15 protein-coding genes are annotated in these 22,087 nt (G+C 38.2%); 14 read left to right on the top strand and 1 reads right to left on the bottom strand.

The genetic code is table 11. The annotated features are described in order from the left end of the window. Positions 1 to 154: 154 nt before the first annotated feature. The 3 genes from JL001_RS19885 to JL001_RS19875 all read left to right on the top strand — a co-directional run bounded on the left by JL001_RS19885 (position 155) and on the right by JL001_RS19875 (position 4,167). Positions 155 to 1,903 carry a capsule assembly Wzi family protein gene (locus tag JL001_RS19885; protein WP_236252911.1) on the top strand — a complete coding sequence of 583 codons (1,749 nt, stop codon included), beginning with the start codon at positions 155 to 157 and terminating at the stop codon, positions 1,901 to 1,903. 327 nt (positions 1,904 to 2,230) lie between these two features. After that, complete coding sequence (locus JL001_RS19880; RefSeq protein ID WP_200979306.1) at positions 2,231 to 2,947, top strand: sugar transferase; 717 nt, start codon at positions 2,231 to 2,233, stop codon at positions 2,945 to 2,947. Between the two features lie 146 nt (positions 2,948 to 3,093). Continuing rightward, a complete protein-coding gene (locus JL001_RS19875) occupies positions 3,094 to 4,167 on the top strand; it encodes an NAD-dependent epimerase (protein WP_200979304.1) in 1,074 nt (357 codons plus the stop codon). A 58-nt stretch (positions 4,168 to 4,225) separates the two neighbouring features. On the opposite strand, the gene JL001_RS19870 is transcribed toward JL001_RS19875, so the two are convergent. Beyond that, positions 4,226 to 4,942 (bottom strand): LytTR family DNA-binding domain-containing protein, encoded by a 717-nt coding sequence (locus JL001_RS19870; protein ID WP_200979302.1) that lies wholly within the window; start codon positions 4,940 to 4,942, stop codon positions 4,226 to 4,228. Between the two features lie 953 nt (positions 4,943 to 5,895). On the opposite strand from JL001_RS19870, the gene JL001_RS19865 reads away from it, so the two are divergent. The 11 genes from JL001_RS19865 to JL001_RS19815 all read left to right on the top strand — a co-directional run bounded on the left by JL001_RS19865 (position 5,896) and on the right by JL001_RS19815 (position 22,087). Continuing rightward, positions 5,896 to 8,457 carry an ATP-binding protein gene (locus JL001_RS19865; protein WP_200979300.1) on the top strand — a complete coding sequence of 854 codons (2,562 nt, stop codon included), beginning with the start codon at positions 5,896 to 5,898 and terminating at the stop codon, positions 8,455 to 8,457. Positions 8,458 to 8,969: 512 nt separating this feature from the next. Then, positions 8,970 to 9,791 carry a polysaccharide biosynthesis/export family protein gene (locus JL001_RS19860; protein WP_200979298.1) on the top strand — a complete coding sequence of 274 codons (822 nt, stop codon included), beginning with the start codon at positions 8,970 to 8,972 and terminating at the stop codon, positions 9,789 to 9,791. Between the two features lie 9 nt (positions 9,792 to 9,800). Further along, positions 9,801 to 12,233 carry a polysaccharide biosynthesis tyrosine autokinase gene (locus JL001_RS19855; protein ID WP_200979295.1) on the top strand — a complete coding sequence of 811 codons (2,433 nt, stop codon included), beginning with the start codon at positions 9,801 to 9,803 and terminating at the stop codon, positions 12,231 to 12,233. 513 nt (positions 12,234 to 12,746) lie between these two features. Further along, positions 12,747 to 13,694 (top strand): UDP-glucuronic acid decarboxylase family protein, encoded by a 948-nt coding sequence (locus tag JL001_RS19850; protein WP_200979294.1) that lies wholly within the window; start codon positions 12,747 to 12,749, stop codon positions 13,692 to 13,694. Next, on the top strand, positions 13,691 to 14,692 hold the full coding sequence (locus JL001_RS19845) for a mannose-1-phosphate guanylyltransferase (protein ID WP_200979293.1): 1,002 nt from the start codon (positions 13,691 to 13,693) through the stop codon (positions 14,690 to 14,692). Before JL001_RS19850 ends, JL001_RS19845 begins: the two co-directional genes overlap by 4 nt. Positions 14,693 to 14,760: 68 nt before the next feature. Beyond that, a complete protein-coding gene (locus tag JL001_RS19840) occupies positions 14,761 to 16,308 on the top strand; it encodes a hypothetical protein (RefSeq protein ID WP_200979292.1) in 1,548 nt (515 codons plus the stop codon). Positions 16,309 to 16,314: 6 nt separating this feature from the next. Further along, entirely contained in the window at positions 16,315 to 17,226 is a 912-nt protein-coding gene (locus JL001_RS19835) for a hypothetical protein (RefSeq protein WP_200979291.1), read from the top strand. 27 nt (positions 17,227 to 17,253) lie between these two features. Then, positions 17,254 to 18,675: an O-antigen ligase gene (locus JL001_RS19830; RefSeq protein WP_200979290.1), complete on the top strand. Its 1,422-nt coding sequence runs from the start codon at positions 17,254 to 17,256 to the stop codon at positions 18,673 to 18,675. Positions 18,676 to 18,700: 25 nt separating this feature from the next. Then, positions 18,701 to 19,690: a glycosyltransferase gene (locus JL001_RS19825; protein WP_200979289.1), complete on the top strand. Its 990-nt coding sequence runs from the start codon at positions 18,701 to 18,703 to the stop codon at positions 19,688 to 19,690. A gap of 28 nt (positions 19,691 to 19,718) precedes the next feature. Then, entirely contained in the window at positions 19,719 to 20,846 is a 1,128-nt protein-coding gene (locus JL001_RS19820; RefSeq protein WP_200979287.1) for a polysaccharide pyruvyl transferase family protein, read from the top strand. Positions 20,847 to 20,920: 74 nt separating this feature from the next. Continuing rightward, a complete protein-coding gene (locus tag JL001_RS19815; protein ID WP_200979286.1) occupies positions 20,921 to 22,087 on the top strand; it encodes a glycosyltransferase in 1,167 nt (388 codons plus the stop codon).

The raw sequence follows: 22,087 nt of genomic DNA, 5'->3' as shown, positions 1-22,087 counted from the left end.
AGATTTTAAGTGATTTCATTCATTTTATTTACAATAATTGAATCATTTTAGCTGCTTTTAAAAATGGAATTACTTTTTATTTACTAATGGTTACATGGACATCCTCAAAAACCGCTAAATGCTTAACTTTTTTTAATAATTCATAAGAATAGTTATGATCTTTTTAAAGATTTTGAGAATGATTGTAAATGTGTTCAATCACTTTGAGGTTTGGTGGAATTGTAAAAAGGGGGTATTTCTACTTTTTATACTCCTTATCAGTTTAAGCGGAAGGGCTGATTTGTATGGACAAAACCTACCTTTGGACATGCCTTTATACCAGGACTTCCTAAGAAGGCAACAGATTTTGGATACTGCCCTGCAGGATTTAAGTTTTAATATTAGGCCATTTTACTTGGATAAAATTGCAGAAGGGAAGTATAAACCCCTACTGTTACCGGAATACGCCTACCAACCAAAGAAAAAAAAGTCAATCACTTATCGTTTGATGCCATTGCAGTTGACTCACGTTTTTAATTCAAGCTTTCCATACGGTTGGGGGAAGGGAGCGGTGATATTTGGAAAGGGCCAGGAGATATTATTGAGTGCTGGATTTAGGATGAAAGCAGGTCCTGTCAGTATCCAGTTGTATCCTCAATTACATTATGCACAAAATTCAGCGTTTGAGGAGTATGCATCTGATGCACCGGATTCCTTTTTTAGACGAATGGAGCGGTCAGCTAATGGAATAGATTTACCTATACGCTATGGAGATGGTCCGATCAGCGAGGTTTTGCCAGGTAATTCCCATATAAAAGTAATGTTTGGAAGTTTTGCAGCAGGTATATCCACAGAGAATATTTGGTGGGGTCCTGGTAAGTACAATGCCTTGTTGATAGGGGACAACGCCCAAGGCTTTGCACATGCCACCATTCACAGTACCAAAGCGGTCAAAACATTTCTGGGGTCTTTTGAGGGGCAATATTTTATGGGGAGGTTAGAGGGGTCAGGTTTCGGTAAGTTCAGTGATGGAGCTTATTCCAATATCATAGAAGATATTGTCGAAGATGACTGGAGGTACCTGACTGGTATTACCATTTCATATGCCCCAAAATGGCTGCCAGGGCTTTCTGTAGGTGGAAGTCGTACCTTTCAAATTTACCGGGAAGATATGGGAACAGGCTTAAGGTCTTGGTTGCCTCTATTTTCTCCTTTACCAAAAGATGCAGAAGGGGTCATTGAAAATGTTTATAAAAGAGAAGATCAGGGACTGGAGGTGTATTTAAGATGGGCAGTTCCAAAAGCACACAGTGAAGTTTATTTTGAGTTTATGCGGAATGATCATGCCCTGAATTGGCGTGATGTAGTGCTTAATCCTGAACACTCCAGGGGGTATACCATTGGAGCAAGCAAGTATGTTCCTATGGGAGGAGAGACTTTTTTAGGTTTCAGTTTTGAGATGACCCAAACCCAAAATTCAATCAACAATATAATCAGATGGAACGGTGATCCTAACCGAGGTAGGGGGATCTATGATAACTATCAGGTATTGCATGGACTTACTAATCGCGGTCAGGTGTTGGGCGCAGGTTTGGGAACCAGTGGAAATATACAAATACTAGAGGTGAGTTGGGTAGAGGGATTAAGCAAGGTGGCCCTGCAGTTAGAGCGGTATGCCAGAGACCAAAACTTTTATCATTATGCTAATAGCAATGGAGAAGAAGTTGCTCCATGGATCGATTTTGCGACTGGGTTCAAGTTGGAAGACCGGTTGGGGAACTTGTTGTTTCAAACTCATTTCAGGTATGTAAGGAGTGTGAATTACAATTTTTACGCGCCCAATTTTAATGAAAAAATGGGCAGGTATATTGGAGAATCTGCCTCAAACTTCAATAGCAATATAAAAGTTGCCTACATATTTTAAAATAAAAATCCAGTTTAGAATACGTGCCAGAAAAACCTATATGGTAAAATACCTTTCATTATCAATTTTATAAATTTATTTCAAAACCAATAATTTATTTCATTTAATTAAAATTATTGGTCATTTTATTTACATATAGTTATTTAAAATATGTAAATATTAATGTAATATTTATCTTAACAATATGGTTGATGATAGCGGTACGTACACAGTGTTCAAGCATTTATTGCGTCATATGGAGCCCTTTATAACCTTTTAAACAAACCGGATTTTAGTTTTTGGTTTTTCGATTAGTTACTTCTGTTTTTAACAAAAAAAATAAGTTTTATGAATGGTTCAATTTTACATCTCAAGGAAAGCGAGCGCAACATTGGAGCAATGGATTGTCCTCGCAGTGTAGTTATCAAGGAGAATTCTGGTCGCTCAGGAATGTCCACAAGTTTCACGAAGACTAACTTGGTCATGAAAAGAGTATCAGATGTTATGATTGTATTTCTTTTTATGATATTTGTGGGGATTTGGCTGTTCCCGATCATGGCTATCTTGATCAAACTGGATTCAGAAGGACCTGTGTTTTTTAAACAAAAGAGGCACGGTAAGAACAATAAGTTGTTCTACTGTTACAAGTTCAGGAGCATGGTGGTCAATAAGGAGGCCGACACCAAACAGGCCACTAAGAACGATGTTCGGGTAACCAAGGTGGGGAAATTTATTAGAAAAACAAGTATTGATGAGCTGCCACAGTTGATCAATGTGCTCAAAGGAGAAATGTCGATTGTAGGTCCCCGTCCTCATCCAGTAACATTAAATGAGCAGTTTTCTGATCAGATAGATGGGTTCATGACCAGACACCTTTCCAAGCCAGGTTTAACAGGATTAGCTCAAGCCAAGGGGTATAGAGGAGAAACGGCAGAGTTTTTCCAAATGTACGCCAGATATAGAATGGATATATTTTATTTAAAAAAATGGAATCCATTTTTTGATTATAAGATCATGTGGATGACGTTTATAGGGATACTATTTCACAGAGAAAATGCTTACTAAATCTAAAAGATCAAGAGGATTGTTGATTTGATTTGGGTCCTTCATTTTTGAAGGACTTTTTTTTAAAAGAATTATATCATTTGGAAAATATCTTAATCCCATTCTCAATGCCATTGAGAATGGGATGTAAAAAATAACTGAATTTAATGAGATATCTTGTAACAGGAACAGCTGGCTTTATTGGCTTTCATGTGGCCATAAAGCTATTGGAAAGAGGGGATGAGGTGATTGGAGTCGACTCCATTAATGATTATTATGATGTCAATCTAAAGCTCGCGCGTCTAAGAGCTACGGGTATACCTATTGAAGCACTTGCGTGGGAGAAAAAGGTTCAATCTACTACTTGTCCATTATATACTTTTGTAAAATTAGACCTTTCGAAAAAGGAAGCTTTTATGAGCTTGATGGAGGAATCCTCAGTGGATGTAGTAATTCATTTAGCCGCACAAGCAGGGGTGAGGTATTCTTTAGAATGCCCTGATGCTTATATTCAGGCTAATATTCAAGGTTTTTTGAATGTACTGGAGGGGTGTCGGCATTATCCCGTAAAGCATTTGGTTTATGCCTCCTCTAGTTCCGTCTATGGGGCGAACAAAGCAATGCCTTTTTCGACAGAGCATGCTGTTGATCATCCGGTAAGCTTGTATGCGGCCACCAAAAAATCCAATGAACTGATGGCCCACACCTATAGCCATTTGTTTCACATTCCCACTACAGGGCTGAGGTTTTTTACCGTTTATGGGCCGTGGGGAAGACCTGATATGGCCATGTTTCTCTTTGCTGATGCGATCAAGAAGGGGCAGCCCATCAAAGTCTTTAATCATGGAAAAATGGAGCGCGATTTTACCTATGTAGACGATATAGTGGAGGGGGTTATTAGAGTGGCTGACCAGCCTTCACAAGGGAGTCCAGAATGGGACAAGGAGCCAAAAACCAGTTGCTCTTATGCGCCTTATAAGGTTTATAATATTGGTAACTCTAAACCAGTCCGTTTGATGGATTACATTACCGAGTTGGAGATAGCGATGGGTAAAAAAGCTGATAAAGTCATGATGCCAATGCAGGCTGGAGATGTAGTCTCTACCTATGCAGATGTCTCGGATTTAACCTCTGATACAGGTTATTCCCCTAATACTCCTTTGAGACATGGGGTGGAAAAGTTTGTGGAGTGGTATAAGGACTATTTCAAAATGGCGAATGCACTCACTCGTGATAAATAGGTATAGTATCATAAAGGACAGCGGGATCAATAAAACTTTTATTGATCCCGCTGTCCTTTTAATTTACCGAAAGGATTTTTCGATCTTCTAAGATTCCCTTTAGCTTTTTAAGAAACCCTCTTCTCATGGGGATGATGTGTTGGCCTACGGTTAGTTCCTTTGCGTTAAAGGAATGGATATGGTTAATGTTAATGGTAAATGATTTATGGATTCTCAAGAAAGAATCATGAGGTAGCTTTTCAGTAACGTCTTTCAAAATATCTCTTATCGTGTAAGGTTTCGATACAGTATGTACTTTGGTATATAAGCCATCAGCTTCAAGAAAGGTGATTTCTTCTACAGGGACTGGAACCATAAAGCCTTTGTCTCTAATTTTCAGTGTGTGCTGTTTGGGTTTGAGACTGGGGGTTTCTACATTTTTAAAGGCAAGGTAGAGGCATGTTTTTAAGGTCTCAATATGAAAAGGTTTTAATAAATAACCCTCATAAATGACCTTGGATATCCTGTCTAAGATCATTTTGTCTGAATAGGCTGTTAAAAATATGATAGGTATTTGTGTAGTCTCTTTGATTTTTTTTGCCAGGTCAATTCCGTCGATTTCTCCATCTATCAAAACATCCATGAGGATGAGGTCAGGTTGGGAGCGTTTCAAATAATCAAGTACCATATCTCCATCAGATATAATGGCTGAAACTTTATACCCGATTACCGAAAGGATTTCTTCCAAGTTTTCAGCTAGGTCTAATTCGTCTTCTACTATTAAAATTTTCTTCATAGTGATGGTGGTGAAATAGTGTGGTGCTCGATCCATTTAGCCAAAGGGCACATGTACTCCATCTGACTAGCAAATGGTTATCCCTTTCCAACAGCATCTGTGGATCATTCAGTTGGTTCAAAATTAACATCGGTATGATGTGCCGATAATCAGTCAGGTAATACTATTTGGGTGAATTGCTGATTTTTAGTGGATTGTTGAGCATATTTAAATTTAAAAATAGGCCCGGGTCAAAATTGGGTATGAAACAGTCCTCAATGTGAGTATTTTTTCCACAATTTTTGTAGTGCGGTTGTACCATCTCTGTTAAGAAATAGAGAGGGTGTTTTTAATAAAATAGTCCCTAAAAAGGTGTATTGCATAGTTGGTTATGGTGTTCATAGTGTGGCTCTCTAATAGTTAAATATTAAATGTTATTTAATAGTTATTATGAAATAAAGCGATAATATTTAAAAATGTGATTATTCGTAAATATTATGTGGTTAAATGTAAATTAATGGTACTCCTTTCTGCATTTTATTTTTTGAGTTAAAATATTGGTAATAAATGGGTGTGTTTTATAGATTATTGTCAGTGAATAGTTCTGATTTATAGATGAACTGCAATATTTGTTCCCTTATTGGACGGGGTAAAAATGGTGAAGACTTTCAGGAAAACAAGAAGTTAAAAAATATGGGCAAAATCCTTACTTTAGGGTGTGGATAGTAAAATTAATGATGACAGGATAGTTATTTGTAGATGAAGTACTTAAAGGTAGATATCAATGGAATGTGGATATAGGTTAGCTTGTAGAAACAGGTATAGTCATTTGAAATTACCGCAGATATAATATGTGTTGATACATTTAAAGTGTAAACTTTAATTTTCCAGTTATATTAGTAATTAAGATAGTTTGTGAAACACAATTTCTCAATACTCTTACTTAAAATGTTGAATTCGAAAAGTTACCCGAAGTGAATAGCAACAGAATTTTTGAATTAGTTTCCAAAATATTACACCAATATTATGAATCCAATCAATCGCTTGGGTTCAGTGATATTATCTCCAAGTTGATCCAAAGCAAGGTCGCTGATAACATCTTTTTAGTTAGAAAAGAATTTTCCGATGGAGCAGAAAAATCGGAAAAGATAGCTCATTTCTTAGATGAGGATAGTATTCAAGAAATAATCACGGACCATAATTTACTCACTGATCTTATGGGTAAAGAGGATCATTTAAATACTTCTCTGGATCAATTATACCGTTCAGGTTTGAAATTGCATATAGGTGAAAAGCAGCTTAACTCCTTATTGATATTTTCTTTAAAGTTAGAGAATATCGATGGTTGGCTTGTGATGGGAAGGTTGGAGGAGAATGGAAGTTTTAGTTTGGAAGAAGTAGCAGGTTTAAAAATTCTATTACATGCTATTTCCAGAAGAAAAACCCTCATTCAAGAAAAGAACTTTGAAGAAAAAAAGCCAAACCATGTTTCAGATGAGGTGTGTCCGGCTAAAGATGGAGAGGATTTACTCAACGGATTCCCATCCCCATCATTTTGGTTTTCTCATGAAAGCCAAAAAGTGGTGTATGCAAACCATGGCTTTTTAGAAGCCTATACGCTGAAAGGAGATGCCGGCGGTAAGCAGATCAATGATTTGGTTCATCTTCCAGATAAGGCTCACAGTTTTTATGAATTGGTAAGTCACCAGAGAGATGTCAAAAATTTGGAGGCAAGAATCTGGAACGAAAGAGATGAGCGTTTTAGGTGGTGCAGCCTCTACGCGGGCCATTTGGATATTCGAGGTGTAAAAGGTGTGGTGGTAACTGTTCATGACATTCAAAAGAGAAAGGATATTGAAAAAAAGGCTGTAAAACTTAACCAATTGCTTAAAGCGGTCAATGAAACTCAAATTAGTTTCTTTGTAAAGGATAATTTCCACAATACCTTAAGGAAGCTTTTGGATGCCATAGTTAAGATCACTGGAAGTGAGTATGGTTTTATTGGGGAGGTATTTAAGGATGAAAATGGAGATCCATATTTAAAGACCCATGTTGTTTCTGAAATTGCTTGGTCAAATGAGATGCTCAAAAAGTTCGGAAACAAATATCATCGCGGATTGGATTTTAGAAATTTGGATACACTTTTTGGGGAATGTCTTAAAACTGGGGAGAATGTAATTGCCAATGAAGTAAAGAAAGATCCTCGAAGTGGAGGAATTCCCATGGGACATATTTACATGAATAGGTTTATGGGCATTCCTGTATATAAGGAGGGGGAGATGGTAGGACTGATGGGCTTTGCCAATAGAAAAGAACCTTATGACTTGGAAGATGTAACTTTTCTCCAACCAATTATCGAAGGTTATGGTAGTTTTATCAAAGCCATCAGGTATACGCGACAAAGGTACAAGTCAGACCTTTTGAGGGAGGAGTCTGAAACAATGTATGAAATATTATCTGAAAATACAGGGGACATATTGATGCTATGTTCTCCGGATTTAAAAGTAACCTATGTGTCGCCATCGGTGGAGAAAGTAATAGGGTACCAACCTGATGATATCGTGGGGAGGATGTTATGGGAGTTTTTTGACTTCGAAAAGGAGGTGTTTCAAGAAGTAGGGACAGAAAAGGTACTAAAGGTGAAGCACAAAGATGGAAGGAGGACAGTTATTCTTGAGTTTTTGTTGAAAGATATGGGGTATGCAGGAACTATGGTAGGTTTTCTAGGAACATTTAGAAATGTTACTGAAAGGGAAACAGCCCTCATGTCCTTACGAAAAAACTTGCATAAAGAAAGGGAGCTCAGTCAGCTCAAATCTCGGTTTATAAGAATGACATCTCATGAACTTAGGACTCCTTTAACCACTTTGCTGAGCAGTGCAGAGCTTATGGGGGTATTGATTGATGGCTTTAAAGATGATGAGCCTATCAAGCACAAAATGAAAAACCATACCCAGAAAATGAGCAATCAGATTAATCGACTCATGAGGTTAATCAATGATATTTTGATTTTAGAAAAGAACACAGCAGGGAAGGACCAAATAAAAAAGGAACATATTGATATTATAGCCTACTTAAAGGAAATTATTGAAAATGACTTTAAGTTAGAGGATAATGAAGCTAACATCGTTTTGGACTTTCCTCTTCAGGAAAGACAAGTTTATTCGGATCCTGTTTGGTTAGGATATATTGTCAAGAATATTTTGGAAAACGCCATTAAATACTCCAAAAGTACAGCAGAAAGGCCCATATTGGGTTTAAAATATGAGGAAGAGGTATTCAAAATAGAGGTACGTGACTTTGGGATTGGAATTCCTTTAGAAGACCAAAAGTATATTTTTGGTTCGTTTTTTAGAGGTAAAAATGCTTCCAATATTAGAGGGGCTGGATTGGGACTGAATATTGTAAAGGAGTTTGTGGATAGACTGGGGGGAGAAATTGGCTTTACAAGTTGTGAAAAAGATGGAACTATGTTTACTGTTACATTGCCGTATGGTAGCAAGACAGAGTATTTGGAAGCGCCTAAGTTAAGATAAGCTAATAATAAGTTTCCTGTAAAAACACAAAGAGACACCTGAAAGGGTGTCTCTTTGTGTTTTATTCAATTAAAGCCTTTTTGAAGTGTGGAATTGTTAAAAAATACATTTCATTATTAATTGATCCGTTTTAATTTGATTGTTTTTGTAAACAAAGAATAATTTTGAAGTCTTTTTTCTCAAGCAAGAGTTAATGTTGACGATTTTTTTAGAAAAATAATGGTTTTGTCCCCTGTTTTTTGCTTTTGAGGTTCTATGGAGATTGTCGGAAATACCAATTGTAATGTCAAATACCTTTGATTTACAAAACAAAACATATGCTTTTTAAAATTTCCCTTTTTGAATCTTTAGTTCCAATTTTCTAATACAAACGAGCCCAAAACGATCACCACTTGACATTTTCTTTGGCAGTTTCACCATTGGGTGACCAGCACCAAGCCCACTACTGACAAGGAGATTTGAAAAGTAACCATGATCATAACTTTATCAACCTATTAAGTTTACCAACTACCATGAATAGAATCATTAGATTAAATACTGTGCTTTCAGTACTGATTTTTTGCTTGGCCGCATTTTCATGTGTTCCCAATAAGAAGTTAATCTACCTGCAGAACCTGGAGGGAAATGAAGCCATCCCTGAAGAATCAATGATCCGGTACGAACAACCTGAGTACAGACTACAATACAATGATATCATTGATATCCAAGTAATGACCCCAGATGATATTATTGAGTCAGGATTCAATAACAGCGCATCAAGCTCCCAAAGTAGCATGATGATGGGGCAGATCGCCTCCTCGGGAGGGGATGTTTATTATATGTCAGGATATTCTGTGGATGTAAATGGTAATGTAAGGATTCCCATCGTTGGGGAAGTCAACGTGATGAACCTTACCGTGGAAGATGTGAGGAAGAAGCTGGAGGTAAAATTGAAAGATTATTTATCCGGTGAGTTTTATGTACGGGTCAAGCTGGGTGGAATTAGGTTTTCTGCCATCGGAGAATTTAGGCATCCAGGGAAATACGTTGTACTTCAGGATAGGATGACCATTTTGGAAGCCATTGCCCAAGCTGGAGACTTGAGTACTGTGGCCAAAAGAAATGAAGTACTACTGATCAGGCAATATCCTGAAGGGAGCAAGCTTCACAGAATTAATCTGACAGACAGACACCTTATTGAATCACCATTTTATTTCATTCAGCCAAACGATCAGCTATATGCTGAACCTATGAAAGTTCGGGAACTGGGGTCAGGAGTCAATGCTACACAGACTTTAACCCTAATAACCACCTCCATTACGGCTGTTGCTTTAGTGCTTAATCTATTTAATTAACCCGTGATTATGAAAGCGAAAAATACGTCCATAAACCAACTACCGGAGCTTACACAGGAAGAGGAAGTAGATGTGAAAACAATGCTTCTTGGCTATTTACGCCATTGGCGGGTTATTCTGGCTTGTGCTGTTACCGCTTTGATTATTGCCTATCTGGTCAGTAAAATGATGATGCCCGTTTATAAAATAACCGGGTCAGTTCTGGTTGATGATGAGTCACAATCATTAGGAACCGATATTTTCGAAAGTGCAGGTATTTTACAACCTAAAAACAATATTGAGAATGAGATTGGCATATTGACTTCTTATGCCCTTACAGAGCAGGTGGTGGAAGCTTTGCAGCTCAATACAAATTATTATGAAGAGGGAATCCTGAGAAAATTACCTAGATATGGGAATGTTCCTTTTGACATCATTGCCGACTGGGAAACACGGCAACTTGTGGGGGGAATGTTTAGAATAGAGGTTATCAGTGAGAAAGAATTTGAACTGAGCATAGAAGATGAAGGTTTTTTGATCTACAACCCAAATGACCCTTATTTTAAAGCTGAAGTAGAAGAGCCACTTTCTGGAATCGAGGGCAAGCACCGTTTCGGTCAAACCATCAGTGGCCCATGCTTTGGGTTCAAAGTCAATGATTTGTCTGCTGAAGTGGGGGACGAGATATTTTTTAAGTTTTCTGATACGCATTCCCAAGTACTAAAAGTTCAGAAAAACATCAATGTGGCCCCCACAAACAAAATGGCAAGTATCCTTCAGATTAGCCTGGAGACACCTGTGAGAAAGCTTGGTGAGGATTACATTGATAAGTTGATGGAGCTGTACCTGCAGCGAGAGTTAAGGGAAAAAAACAAAGCAACAGCCAATACACTGAAGTTTATTGACAGTCAATTAAATGGTATCACCGATTCACTGACTTACTTTGAAAACAGACTTCAGGAATACCGAAGTCAAAACCAAGTGTTTAATCTTAGTGAAGAAGGGGTAATGATTTTTGAGCGACTTCAGGATTATGAAAAGAAGCGCAGTGAAATCGAATTACAGCTTAATTATTATGAAACGCTACAGGAATATTTGACGGGTGATAACCCGGAGGGATTGGTAGCTCCTTCAATAGTGGGCAACTCAGATCCACTTTTGAATTCTTTGGTAATTAAGCTTTCTGAGTTGCAGACAGAAAGAGTGAGGCTAGAGGCCAATTACTCTAAAGATACACCTGCCATAATGCAGATCAAAAGTCAGATAGCCAGTACCCAGAAGTCGGTGTTGGAAAATACCAAATCAGCCATTCACAATACAGAGAACTCTTTGGATGAAATCCAAAGCCGGATCGATAAAGTCGAACGTGAAATCAACTCTTTACCTGAAACTGAAAGAAATCTTTTGGGAATCCAGAGAAAGTTTTCAGTCAATGAAAACATCTACCTCTATTTGCTACAAAAAAGGGCAGAGTCACAAATCATTTTGGCTTCCAATACTCCAAAAAATTCAATTTTGGATAAGGCAAGGGCAGCAGAGAAACCGATAGCGCCAAAAACCAAAATCAATTTGGTCATAGGTCTTTTTCTGGGGATACTCTTCCCCGTTTGTATCATATTCGTCAGAAGCTTTTTAAACAATAAGATAGAAGGCCCTAAAGAATTGGAAGATCAGTTACCAGTCCCACTTCTGGGCTTAGTAGGAAGAAATCCTGTCAAAGGATCTGGGGCAGTAACAGTTATGAACAAACCAAAATCAGCAATTTCGGAAAGCTTTAGAAGCTTAAGAGCTGATATGACATTTCTTAGCCCAGGCACGGATAAACTGTCAATCCTTTTTACATCCTCCATATCTGGTGAGGGGAAAACATTTTGTTCAATCAACATGGCATCAGTGTATGCATTAATGGGGAAGAAAACAGTGTTGGTCGGTTTGGATCTCAGAAAGCCCAAGATTGCTGAGGAGTTTGGTTTGATCAACGATCGTGGAGTCAGCACCTGCTTGAGTATGGGTAAGCCTTGGAAAGAAGTCGTGAAACCTTCAGGCTACGATAATTTGGACATTATTTTATCAGGTCCGATCCCCCCGAATCCGGCAGAACTGTTGGCACAAGGATATTTTAAAGAAATGATTAAGGATATAAAAACCCACTATGATGTGGTTATCCTTGACTGCGCACCTGTAGGTTTGGTTTCGGAAACCAAGGAGCTATTTGCCTTGGCAGATATTAACATTTTTGTGTTTAGACAAAACTACAGCCCTAAAGCCAATATAAAACTGTTGAAAGCTTTGGTGGAAAAGGGTGGAGTGGAAAAGATATACTCCTTATTGAATGATGTTCATTTGGACGTGGGAGAACTTGGGTATTCTTATGGATATGGCTACAATAATAACGGATATGGCTACCATGAAGACGCAAAGCAAGAAAGCAATTGGTTAGGTAAACTGGCAGGTAGAAAGTAATTAAACAATGCTGTTTTTCATCCGAATAGAGCCTCGGTCGCCCCATTGGAAGTAATTGTTTTAGAAAATATAAACAGGATTCCCCAAAAATAACCGGCTTAAAATTGAAGATTTTCAACCTAGTAAAATCGCGTGTTTAAGGGTTTTTTATTCATGTTTTTGGTTAAAATCATTTAGTTATCAATTTTATACATTTCATTATTAAACTATGAAATAGTATAAAAAAACTAATTTTATTTAGTTAAATTAATACTATAATTAAATAAAATATTTTTATAACAAGTGTTTGATTAAGTGTCTGAAAAATGGGACTGACCGGGCGAAGCTGTATCCAACCAGAAGGTTTTTCGGTCAGTTCTATTTTCAAAGTTAACAGTAAAAGTTAGTGGAACTCCCAAAGAAGCAATCAGGGAGAAGACGGGATATTCAAAACTTGAACCTGTGGACTATCCTTTTAAGGAGTCAAAGTTTAAGATCAGTTAAAGCTTATAGTTAATCATTATCGAAGCAAATATGAAAAGAATTCTAGTAACTGGAGGTTCGGGCTTTTTGGGCTCCCATCTCTGTGACAGGCTATTGAAAGAAGGAAATGAAGTGCTTTGCGTAGACAATCTCTTCACTGGTAGAAAGTCAAATATCCATCATTTATTGGATGAAAAGAACTTTGAGTTTCTTCGTCATGACATCACCTTTCCACTTTATGTCGAGGTTGATGAAATTTACAATTTAGCTTGTCCTGCGAGCCCTGTTCATTATCAATTTGACCCAGTTCAGACAGCCAAAACTTCGGTGATCGGCGCTATCAATATGTTGGGATTGGCCAAGCGTTTGAAGGTGAAGATCCTTCAGGCAAGCACTTCAGAAGTGTATGGTGACCCTGAGCTACATCCACAACCGGAGAGTTATAAGGGAAGTGTCAACACTACAGGGATCAGGGCCTGCTATGATGAAGGAAAGCGGTGTGCGGAAACCTTGTTTTTTGACTACCACAGGCAACATCACGTGGATATCAAAGTGATGAGGATTTTCAATACATATGGACCTAGGATGCATCCCAGTGATGGGAGAGTGGTTAGTAACTTTATTGTACAGGCATTGAAAGGGAATGACATTACCATTTTTGGAGATGGGCAGCAGACCAGAAGCTTTTGTTATGTGGATGATTTGATTGAGGGAATGTATAGGCTGATGAATTCACGAGATGGGTTTACAGGTCCGGTAAATATTGGTAATCCAGGAGAATTTACCATGATTGAATTGGCCCAAATCATTTTGGATTTAGTAGGTAGCAAAAGCAAATTGAAGTTCATGCCACTACCTCAGGATGATCCCATGCAGCGGCAACCTATCATCAATATGGCTAAGAAAGAGTTGGATTGGGAGCCAAGAGTTAAGCTCAGGGATGGACTTTCAGAAACCATATACTATTTTGATAAGCTTCTAAATATGACAGCAGTATGAGTAAGGTACTCAATGTAATCCTTTCAGGAGGAGTAGGAAGCAGGCTTTGGCCACTTTCCAGAAAGAGTAGGCCAAAACAGTACCTTCCAATTTTTGAAGGTGAAACCTTATTTCAGAAAACAGTTCTTAGAAATCAGTCTTTATGTGATAGCATTCTAGTTGTGGGCAATAAAGACAACTATAAGCTTTCAGATAAGGACATGGAAGGACTGAACCTCAAGGCATATGACCAGCTGGTGGAGGCTGCTCCTCGGAATACAGCTGCCGCCATTGCATTTGCAGCTTTTCATGCAGGTGAGGATGACTTGCTTTTTGTTACACCCTCTGATCATTTGATTGAAGCGGGAGACAGTTATACCCAAGCGGTCCAAAATGCACTGGAATTGGCGCAAAAAGGAAATATAGTCACCTTTGGTTTGCACCCTACAAAGCCTGAAACGGGATATGGTTACATTGAGAGCCAAGGAGAAGATGTATTGGCTTTTCACGAAAAGCCTGATTTTGAAAAGGCAAAAACATTTATTGAAGCAGGAAGCTTCCTCTGGAATTCTGGAATGTTTTGTTTCAAGGCGGGCATCTTCCTCAATGAGCTAAGGAAATATGAGCCATTATTGTTTGACTATTCCTATGGCGCTTTTATGCTTCGAAAAGGTGTTTTTCTTCCGTCTGCGGAGAGCATGAAAATCCCATCGATCTCAGTGGATTACGCGGTGATGGAGCGCTCCAATAAGATTAAGGTAATTCCTGCTGATTTTATCTGGTCAGACATGGGGTCCTTTGAATCCATTTATGATTACTTTCTGGAAAAGGGACATTTTGTGGATGACTGTGGAAATATGGCAATTGGCATGGATGCCCATACTGAGTTTACCGGGCTCAAAAATACAATCTTGATTTCAACTGAAGATGCAGTATTGGTACTCAAAAAAGAGAATTCCCAGGAAGTAAAAGAAATTTTTCAGCGCTTGGAGCATGACAGGCCAGAATTGGTCATGTAGGAATAGAATGAGATTAGCAATAAACCCAACTAGTATTTTAATCATCATTCAGGTTTTTCTGTTTATTTATGAATGCAGCGAATAGGGTAGTTTTCAATACAGGTATCCAGTATGGAAGAATCCTCATCACCGTAGGACTTTCCCTGTTTACCACACGCATAGTGCTGGATGCATTGGGAGCGGTGGACTATGGGATATTCAACCTCATAGCGGGTATTATCGTGATGCTGTCATTCTTAAAGAATGCCATGGCTACATCCACTCAGCGCTACCTTTCCTTTTATCAAGGAATGAAAGACAGGATTATGCAGGCCAAGATTTTTTGGAACAGCTTGTTTTTCCATTTGATATTAGGCCTGGTTGTTTTGATTTTGTTGGAATTTGCGGGTTTATTTCTTTTTGATGGTTTTCTAAATATTCCTTTGGAAAAGATCGATCAAGCGAAAACAGTTTACCATTTTATGGGATTGAACGTATTTTTCTTAATTCTTTCCGTTCCCTATAATGGCTCCTTAGTAGCTCACGAAAACATGCTTTTTGTGGCTTTGGTAAACATCTTAGAAGTGTTACTAAAATTAGGAATTGCCATTTTGCTCTATTCCACTGAGGGGGACAAGCTGGTTGTATATGGTTTATTGATGGCAGGTATCAGTAGTGTAAGCTTTATTGTATATGCCACCTTTTGTATCAAGGCTTATGATGAATGCAAAGTGAATAACCGGCAAAAATTAGATCGTTCTTTAATTAAAGAATTGGGGGCTTATGCCAGTTGGAATTTATTTGGGTCTGTGTGCAGCCTAGGCAGAACTCAAGGGTTGGCTGTTATTCTGAACCTTTTTTTCGGGGCCTATATCAACTCAGCTTATGCCATTGCCAATCAAGTGGGAGGTCAGTTACTCTTCTTGTCATCCACCATGTTAAAATCTATCAATCCGCAGATCATGAAAAGTGAAGGAAATGGTGATCGAAAGCGGATGCTAAGACTTTCCATGATTGCGAGTAAGTTTGGATTTTTCTTGCTGAGCATGGTTGCTGTCCCCTTTATTTTCGAAATGGACAATATATTAAATGTTTGGTTAAAAGATGTTCCGGATTACGCGACGGTATTTTGTCAGATGGTGCTTGTAGGTTCCATTATCAATCAATTGACAATTGGGCTTCAATCGGCCATACAAGCTACTGGTAAAATCAAGACATATCAAGCAGTTGTTGGTGGGGTCCTGATCTTGAACCTTCCCTTAGCATATGCACTGCTTATGTTGGGTTTTGAAGCTTATGCAGTATTGGTTGGCTATATCATTATTGAGTTTGTTGCTTGCTGTTTAAGGCTTTATTTCTTGAATAGAATAGCTGGATTATCCGTCAATAAATATTTTAAGCGAGTAATTAGCAAGGAGATTGTCCCCCTGTTGACCTTGATCGCAATATGTTATACCACTGTCCAAATAATGGAATTTAATTTTAGGTTTTTGGTCACTACCTCGCTGGCCATAGTTGGGACTTGCTTGGCCATAGTTTATTGGGGATTATGTGAAGATGAAAAAGAGATTCTTTCAAAAGTATTGATGAAAGTTAAAAATAAGTTCATTAAAAAAAAGGAATTGGTTTTTAAATAAAATAGGATGGAATATTTATACTACAAATCCAAAAAAGGAAATTTTGGAGATGACCTTAATGGCTGGTTATGGCCTAAATTATTTGGAACCAATGGTTCTGGGGCTGGCAATGGCTTTTATTTTGTTGGTATTGGCTCCTTGTTACACAATGACAGCCATGTGGTAAAAGGGCTAGATATTGATCGCAAAAAAGTGGTTTTTGGGACCGGAGTAAAGCCCTCTAAAGTATATGCCAAACTGAAACTCGATGAGAGTTGGGATGTCATGTTTTTAAGAGGTCCTCTTTCTTCGGGAGAGCTTAACAGGAAAGATGATTATATCACCGATGCCGCATATGCGATCAGGCAATTGGTTGATTTTGAGGAGATTCGTCAGCAGCCCAAAAAATACAAAGTCAGTTTGATGCCATATTTTCATTCGACAGATTTTTTTGATTGGAAGAAAATATGTGATCAACTGGGCTATCATTACATTTCTCCTCATTCGGAAGAAGGGGTAGAGTTTACCTTAAAGGAAATAGCGGCATCGGAATGCTTGATTACGGAGGCCATGCATGGAGCTATTATGGCAGATACACTTAGGGTGCCATGGCATAGATTCATTCTATCAACTCCATACACTGAAGGTGGACGAATTTCAGATTTTAAATGGACAGATTGGTTGATGTCCATTGATATTCCATTCCCTCAATCCACTTACATTCCATTTTACCAAAAGGGACCTATCAACAAATTGACCAAGATGATTACCAATAACTTTTTGTCTTTGGAGTATTTGCCAAAGGGAAAAGTAGGAAAAGATGTAGTCAAGAAGCTAAAGGATATTGACCTCTTCTATCTTTCTGAGGATGTCAAGATAAGTGAAATAGACGCTAAAATCCATCAAAAAATAGCTGACTTCAAACTAAGTTACCTGTAATCCAAACTATTTCTTAGCTAGGTACTTATGAATAAATTCGTCATAGCTGGCATTGTTGTCCTTTTTTGCATTATCAAATGGGCATATCACAATTATAATGGAGAGCGATCCAACCAATTCTTGGTAAGTCTTTTTGTGATGCTAGTTTCCTTTAATTTTAGTTATTCGATCTACAATTATTTTGTGGACTTTCATTTCGGGGAAATGGAAGTGGATAAATTAGGAGAGTTTGGAAATGGCTTTAGGATCAACTCTTTTTTTCTAATAGTACCATTATGTATGTTTTTAGGACATTATAAGCTTCCAAAAATAATAAAAGGAAGGAGCTTTTGGATTATGTGTATCATAGGGTTTGTGGTGATTTCTTTATTAAATCCCATCAACCCTTTTCCGCAATCTATCTGGATATTCCTTTTTTATGCTGCTCAACTATTGTTTTCTCTGGCCTATTTAAAAGCGAATTTTGAACGGACCACTATTTTCAAAGGGCTTTACTTTGGGTTGTTGTTTGTGACTGTTTTGCAGTTCATCATTACCTTGTTTTATCCCATTTTGAATATCCAATATTTTGCTACGCTATTTAAAGGAGAGGCTACCATGGAGTCTTCCTTAAAGCGGGAAGGCTATGTATCGGCTATTGGTATTTTTGGTCACCCTGGCCCCTTAGCAATCTATTGTCTTTATGTTGGGGTGTTTTTCTTTGCTTCCTACCTGAATGATTATCGAAAGAAACTTTCTCTAGCGATTTTACTGGCCAATATTTTTATTATCGTATTTACATTCTCCAGAACTACCTATATGACTTCCATTTTAGTTTTGGTATTTATGGTGGTAGCGTTTTTTAGCAAATCGAAGGTGTTTTCTTTTAAAAATATAGCGATAACACTTGTAGGGATTTCAATGATGTTATTTATTCTTTACCTCACACCTCTTAGTGACCTGTTTTTTGGAAGTGATTTTGATAGCCAGATAGAAGTAAGATTGTCCTCTTGGTATCTGGGGTACAAAATCTGGAAGGATGCCCCATGGTTTGGGGTAGGTATTAACTCACATGTTTATTACATGGGACATGTGCTGAGAATTACGGAGGATCTTTTTATTCTTCAGTTTTTGACAACCAACCCTATTCACAATATTCACATGATTGTGCTTACCGAAACCGGGGTGATTGGGTTTGTGCTTTGGATAGCCTTTTTTAGGTCAAAAATATTGGGAAGGCTTAAAGTGATTAAAACAAAAGTAATGTTGGCAGATATTTTGAACCTCACTTTTGTGGGGGTTTTGGTGGCCTTCATATTATATGGATTTTTTGGCTGGGCACCATTTTACAGGGAAATCATGGCCACCGCTTTTATGCTCTGTTATTTTTCCTATTCCAATGATGAGTTGCTAAAGCTTAAGGGAATCATGCTCCAGCAAGAAGAGAATTTATCCATCAAGCAAGCCTAGATAATACTAGAGGAAGACCAAATCTATGAAAAAAGTGTATGTTTTTCCAATGAGAATCCGAGAGGATTTGGAAAAGAAAAGCCCCTATATCAATCACCTGACCAAGTATCTATCAGACCATTTTGAAGTGGTAAATCATGGTCTTCGCCCAAGGCTGGGAGTAATGGATATATTTTTAAGTACCTGGAAGGCAGATGTTTTTATGTTCAATTGGATAGAAAATAAGACAGGATTGCAAGGTTTGATACTGTGGTTTACAGTCTATTGGTTGAAGATGAATCAAAAGAAAATTGTGTGGACACATCATAATGTTCACCCACACAAATCCCAAAGCACCATATGTAAATTGATCATGTCAACGGTAAAAAGTAAGTCTGACAAAATCATTTTTCATACCAAAGAAAGTGAGCGGTATTTTGATCAATTGGAATTGAAAAAAAGCCTTTATTTTTTTCATCCACTGTTTGACCGCTCACCTATGTTTATGGAGAAAGAATCGGAAAAGAAAACAGATGTTTTGGTATGGGGGAGGGTTAGAAAAAGCAAAGGCATAGATGATTTTTTAAAGTTCATGAAAAAAAAGCAGCTATTTGACAAATATTCTGTCAGGGTGGTGGGGAAGTTTGAAAAAGGAACATTTGAAGAATACCAAGCCACATATAATCATCCCAATTTGAAACTGGAAGATCGATTTGTAGATGAGGAGGAACTCAATCAGCTCCATAGTGAAGCCAAGTTCGTGTTTTTTCCATATACTGGTTCGAGTGTTTTGAACTCAGGAGCTTTGATTTCTTCCCTACCTAGGCTTACACCTATAATCGGTCCTCGTGTTGGTGCTTTTAAGGAACTGGCTGAAGAGCAATTGATCCATTCATATGTTTCAATGGAGGATCTGGAGCACTATTTGGAAAGTTACCTTGAGGATGATACCCTTTCAAAAAAACAGCGGATTAAAGCTTTTTTTGAAAATTATACCTGGAGCAATTATGCCAAATTTTTATCGCAAAATGTTTGAATAAGGAGTGCCTAACCCAGCTACTATTATGAATCCAACTAAGACAATCTACTTTCAAGGGAATACCCAGTTTGAAAATACGGGTGATGTCCTGATCAATAAATCCCTTTTGGAAATCTTCCGTTTATATGGCAACATCGTGCTCAATGACCAGAAGTTACCAAACTATTATAAAGAGGCATTAAAGTTAAAGCCAGAAGAATATAGCACCACTGGTCAAGGAGGCTTTTATAATCAACTTTTCAGAAATGCCTTTAAAAGTATTTTCAGGAAGGAAAGTAAAGTGGTGATGGTAGCGGGTCCTCCTGGTCATGTTTTTGGTAACTCCTCAAAAAAAATCAAAAAGAATTTAGAGTATAGTGTATTTCTTTTCCTACTAAAGATAATGGGTGTGAAAATCATCAGGTTGGGCTTTTCCATGGGCCCCATAGGCCAGCAACAGGCCATAAGCGAGCGGATCCGGTCTTGGTTTACCCACCATTACTGGGTTAGGGATTCTATTTCACTCCAGCTAGCTCATCAAATAGGCATTCAAAAGGCACAGTATTTTCCTGACCTGGCCTGGATGTATTCGGCCAATGGGGTTGATCTCTCAAAGGCCAACAAAAGTGAAATAATTTTCAGTTTCAGAGATGGTATTTACAAAGATGACTCAGGGGACAATTATACAGATCAGTTGACCCAAAACTTAATGTACCTTATCGGGCACCTTAAGGACCGATACCGTATTAAAATCACTTACCAAGTCCTTCAGGATTATGCCTTCTGCAAAGCACTCTATGAAAAACTATTAGAGAAGGGTTGTGAAGTGACCTTTATTGAGAAACAGATTACGCTGGATAATGCAGGAGAAGCTTATAAAGATGGAGTAGCCATTATTACCAATAGGCTGCATGGAGCACTACTAGCTGCCAAATATGATGTTTTGCCGATTGTCATGACAGATGTGGACAAGCACTTAAAGATCAAAGGAATCTATCAGGATGCAGGCTTGGACGAACTGTTGCTTGATGCAAACTTGAGCAATGAAGAATTGTTACAGCAAATCAATCTTTTGCTTCTCAAGCGTGAGGCGATCATCCAAAAACTGGATGAGGTAGAGAAGCAGTACCATGTTTATAGTATGGATAACATGGATAAAATTATGCTCACTTAACAAATCCGCAAACTCACAGGACTTTCAAAAGCTTTTTTAAACTGAAACGATTAAACTACACTAAAGCCACCTATATGAAACTACTTTATTTATCCGGAGCTCCGAGGGTTTCTACCCAACTCAAAGCAGACGCTGGAGGGGCTCGGGCTCACATCATGGGCGTTATCAATGGTTTTAAAGATCTTAATTGGGAGGTGTCCGAATATATTGTTGGAGACCGAATCATGAAAAATGGGTCGAAGACAGATTTTCAAAAAAGCCTTTCCAAAAGTTATTTTAAACGTCTCTTGGCAGACATCATCAGGATTACCTACGGGAAATACAATAACCAGCTTTCATTCAAAAAGCATCAGGATATCGACTGCGTATATGAGCGGTTGGGGGCATTTCAATTGATGGGGATGAAGTTTAGGCAACATGGGGTGCCTTGGATTTTGGAAACGAACAGTGTGCTTTATGAAGAGGCCAAAAATGATAGAAAGAGTATTATCCTGGCTGACCTATGCAAAAAAATGGAAGAAAAGGCCTATCAGTCCTGTGATTACCTTATCTGTGTGACAGATGAATTGAAGGGGATGATATTGAATCACTTTGATATAGATCCTTCCAAGATTTTGGTAGTACCCAATGGGGTTGATACCAATCGTTTTGATCCCGAAAAAGTGATTCCTATTCGTAAGCATGAAGAATTTACGGTGGGCTTTGTGGGTTCGGTCATCGCTTGGTGTGGTGTGGATATATTGATCAAGGCAGTGAAAATACTTGAAAAAGAGATGCCTATTAAAGTGACCATTGTTGGAGATGGTCTGGCAAAACAGGACTGGGAGGAAGATTGTCTTCAAAGTGGTTTGGGAGATACGATCAAATTTGTGGGGCGTAAACCTTGGGATCAGGTGCCTGCTTATATCGGTGGCTTTGATGTTTGCTATTCCGGCCAGGTTGCCACACACTCAGGTAAAATGTATCACTCCCCATTGAAGATATACGAATACCTGTCCATGGGAAAGCCTGTAATTGCTGCGAAATTTCAGGATGCGGCTAATATGATCCATGATGGAGAAAATGGTTACTGTTTTGAGTCTGGGAATGTAAATGATTTGGTGGAAAAGTTAAGGGCCTCATATCAGTTGTTTTGTGAAGACAAATTTGACGCTACACAAATCAGAAATAGGGTAGTGGAGTCACACAGCTGGAAATCCCGAATCGAATATATTCTTAAAGAAACCAAAAACTTAAACTAA

Origin of the sequence: Echinicola sp. 20G, assembly GCF_015533855.1 — a bacterium.
In the GTDB taxonomy this organism is placed as follows: Bacteria; Bacteroidota; Bacteroidia; order Cytophagales; family Cyclobacteriaceae; genus Echinicola.
Note: the sequence above shows the minus strand (reverse complement) of the source record. Positions and strands in the feature narration are given on the sequence as shown.

Excerpts from the sequence above, each read along its gene's own strand:
- JL001_RS19845 (WP_200979293.1), top strand. The coding sequence starts at position 13,691 with ATGAGTAAGGTACTCAATGTAATCCTTTCAGGAGGAGTAGGAAGCAGG.
- JL001_RS19855 (WP_200979295.1), top strand. The coding sequence starts at position 9,801 with ATGAAAGCGAAAAATACGTCCATAAACCAACTACCGGAGCTTACACAG.
- JL001_RS19825 (WP_200979289.1), top strand. The coding sequence starts at position 18,701 with ATGAAAAAAGTGTATGTTTTTCCAATGAGAATCCGAGAGGATTTGGAA.
- JL001_RS19870 (WP_200979302.1), bottom strand. The coding sequence starts at position 4,942 with ATGAAGAAAATTTTAATAGTAGAAGACGAATTAGACCTAGCTGAAAAC.
- JL001_RS19815 (WP_200979286.1), top strand. The coding sequence starts at position 20,921 with ATGAAACTACTTTATTTATCCGGAGCTCCGAGGGTTTCTACCCAACTC.
- JL001_RS19850 (WP_200979294.1), top strand. The coding sequence starts at position 12,747 with ATGAAAAGAATTCTAGTAACTGGAGGTTCGGGCTTTTTGGGCTCCCAT.
- JL001_RS19835 (WP_200979291.1), top strand. The coding sequence starts at position 16,315 with ATGGAATATTTATACTACAAATCCAAAAAAGGAAATTTTGGAGATGAC.
- JL001_RS19875 (WP_200979304.1), top strand. The coding sequence starts at position 3,094 with ATGAGATATCTTGTAACAGGAACAGCTGGCTTTATTGGCTTTCATGTG.
- JL001_RS19880 (WP_200979306.1), top strand. The coding sequence starts at position 2,231 with ATGAATGGTTCAATTTTACATCTCAAGGAAAGCGAGCGCAACATTGGA.
- JL001_RS19820 (WP_200979287.1), top strand. The coding sequence starts at position 19,719 with ATGAATCCAACTAAGACAATCTACTTTCAAGGGAATACCCAGTTTGAA.
- JL001_RS19840 (WP_200979292.1), top strand. The coding sequence starts at position 14,761 with ATGAATGCAGCGAATAGGGTAGTTTTCAATACAGGTATCCAGTATGGA.
- JL001_RS19860 (WP_200979298.1), top strand. The coding sequence starts at position 8,970 with ATGAATAGAATCATTAGATTAAATACTGTGCTTTCAGTACTGATTTTT.
- JL001_RS19830 (WP_200979290.1), top strand. The coding sequence starts at position 17,254 with ATGAATAAATTCGTCATAGCTGGCATTGTTGTCCTTTTTTGCATTATC.
- JL001_RS19885 (WP_236252911.1), top strand. The coding sequence starts at position 155 with ATGATCTTTTTAAAGATTTTGAGAATGATTGTAAATGTGTTCAATCAC.